This window comes from Streptomyces sp. WAC05292 (assembly GCF_003949955.1).
Lineage (GTDB): Bacteria > Actinomycetota > Actinomycetes > Streptomycetales > Streptomycetaceae > Streptomyces > Streptomyces globosus.
The window spans coordinates 1-1902 of sequence record NZ_RPSE01000661.1; the positions used below are offsets into that span (position 1 = coordinate 1).

The following is a 1902-nucleotide window of genomic DNA, read 5'->3' on the forward strand; positions in this document are numbered from 1 at the left end:
GCATCGGAGTGGTGGCGGCGTGGGTCCCGGGCGCCCGGGGGCTCGTAGAATCGGGAAATCATGGCCTACCTCGACCACGCCGCCACCACTCCGATGCTCCCGGAGGCCGCCGCGGCGATGACCGCCCAGTTCGCCGCCACGGGCAACGCCTCCTCGCTGCACGCCGCCGGCCGGCGCGCCCGCCGGACCGTCGAGGAGGCCCGCGAGGCCCTCGCCGAGGCGCTCGGCGCCCGGCCCAGCGAGGTCGTCTTCACCGCCGGCGGCACCGAGGCCGACAACCTCGCCGTCAAGGGCCTCTACTGGGCGCGCCGCGCGCAGGACCCCGCCCGCACCCGCGTCCTCGCCAGCCCCGTCGAGCACCACGCCGTCCTCGACGCCGTCCACTGGCTCGCCGAGCAGGAGGGCGCCCGCGTCGAGTACCTGCCGGTCGACCGGTACGGCCGCGTCAGCCCCGAGGACCTGCGGGGCGCCATCGCCCGCAACCCCGGCGACGTGGCCCTGGCCACCGTGATGTGGGCCAACAACGAGATCGGCACCGTCATGCCGGTCCGCGAACTCGCCGAAGCCGCCGCCGAGTTCGGCGTCCCGCTGCATTCCGACGCCGTCCAGGCCGTCGGCCAGCTCGACGTCCGCTTCGGGGACAGCGGGCTCGCCGCGATGACCGTGAGCGGGCACAAGATCGGCGGCCCCTACGGCATCGGCGCCCTGCTGCTCGGCCGCGACCAGACCCCCGTACCCGTCCTGCACGGCGGCGGCCAGGAGCGGCACGTCCGCTCCGGCACCCTCGACGTGCCCGCCATCGCCGCCTTCGCCGTCGCCGCCGTCCTCGCCGCCGAGCGGCGCGAGCGGTTCGCCGCGGAGGTCGGGCGGCTGCGCGACGAACTGGTCCGCGCCGTGCGCGCCGCCGTGCCCGACGCCGTCCTCGGCGGGGACCCCGACAACCGGCTCCCGGCGAACGCGCACTTCAGCTTCCCCGGCTGCGAGGGCGACTCGCTGCTGCTCCTGCTCGACGCCCAGGGCATCGAGTGCTCCACCGGCTCCGCCTGCACCGCCGGCGTGGCCCAGCCCAGCCACGTCCTCCTCGCGACCGGCACCGACCCGCAGCTGGCCCGCGGCACCCTGCGCTTCTCCCTCGGCCACACCTCCACCGAGGAGGACGTCGCCGCCGTGGCCGCCGCCATCGGCCCCGCCGTCGCGCGCGCCCGCACCGCCGGGCTCTCCTGACGGAACTCGGTCAGGCCGGGCCCTTGGCCGCCACCTCGGCGCGCACCAGCCGCAGGTACCGGTCCCAGTCCCAGTGCGGCCCGGGATCGGTGTGGTCGGTGCCCGGCACCTCGGAGTGCGCCACTATGTGCCGGCGGTCCACCGGTATGCCGTACCGCCGGCAGATGTCGGCCGCCAGCCGCGCCGAGGAGGCGTACATCGCGTCCGTGAAGTCCCGCGGCCGCTCCACGTAGCCGACGTGCTCGATGCCTATGCTCCGCTCGTTCATCGAGCGGTTGCCGGCGTGGAAGGCGACGTCCAGCTCGCGGACCATCTGCTCCACGTGCCCGTCCTGGCGGACTATGTAGTGCGCCGACGCCCTGTGCCACGGATTCCTGAAGGCGCCCACCGACGACTCGAAGCCGCCCTGCGTGACGTGCACCACGATCCGGTCGACCCGGTAGTCGTCCGGCCGGTCCGCCAGCCGCCAGTTCGCCGGCGAGGCCGCCGTCCAGCCCGCGCCCGCGTAGTCCAGCTCGCCCTCCTTGCGCGGCTTGGACACCCCGGGCAGCAGCCACCACAGCCGCCGCACCTCGTCCGCCCCGGCCACGCCCGCCACGGCGAGGACGCCGGCGCCGCCGAACAGCACCGCCCGGCGCGTCCTGCCCCGGCGCGGCCCGCCGGACGGCTCCCCCGCCT

At 76.1% G+C, this 1902-nt stretch carries 2 protein-coding genes; one reads left to right on the forward strand and one right to left on the reverse strand.

Annotation, left to right across the window (positions count from 1 at the left end; all coding sequences use genetic code 11):
* Positions 1-60 precede the first annotated feature (60 nt).
* Entirely contained in the window at positions 61-1224 is a 1164-nt protein-coding gene (locus EF903_RS32160; protein ID WP_125548480.1) for a cysteine desulfurase family protein, read from the forward strand.
* A 10-nt stretch (positions 1225-1234) separates the two neighbouring features.
* On the opposite strand, the gene EF903_RS32165 is transcribed toward EF903_RS32160, so the two are convergent.
* On the reverse strand, positions 1235-1902 hold a 668-nt coding region (locus tag EF903_RS32165; RefSeq protein ID WP_312845984.1), incomplete at its 5' end, for a peptidoglycan recognition family protein.

What these genes read in the sequence shown, in the direction of transcription:
- EF903_RS32160 (WP_125548480.1), top strand. Translation starts at nt 61, where the DNA reads ATGGCCTACCTCGACCACGCCGCCACCACTCCGATGCTCCCGGAGGCC.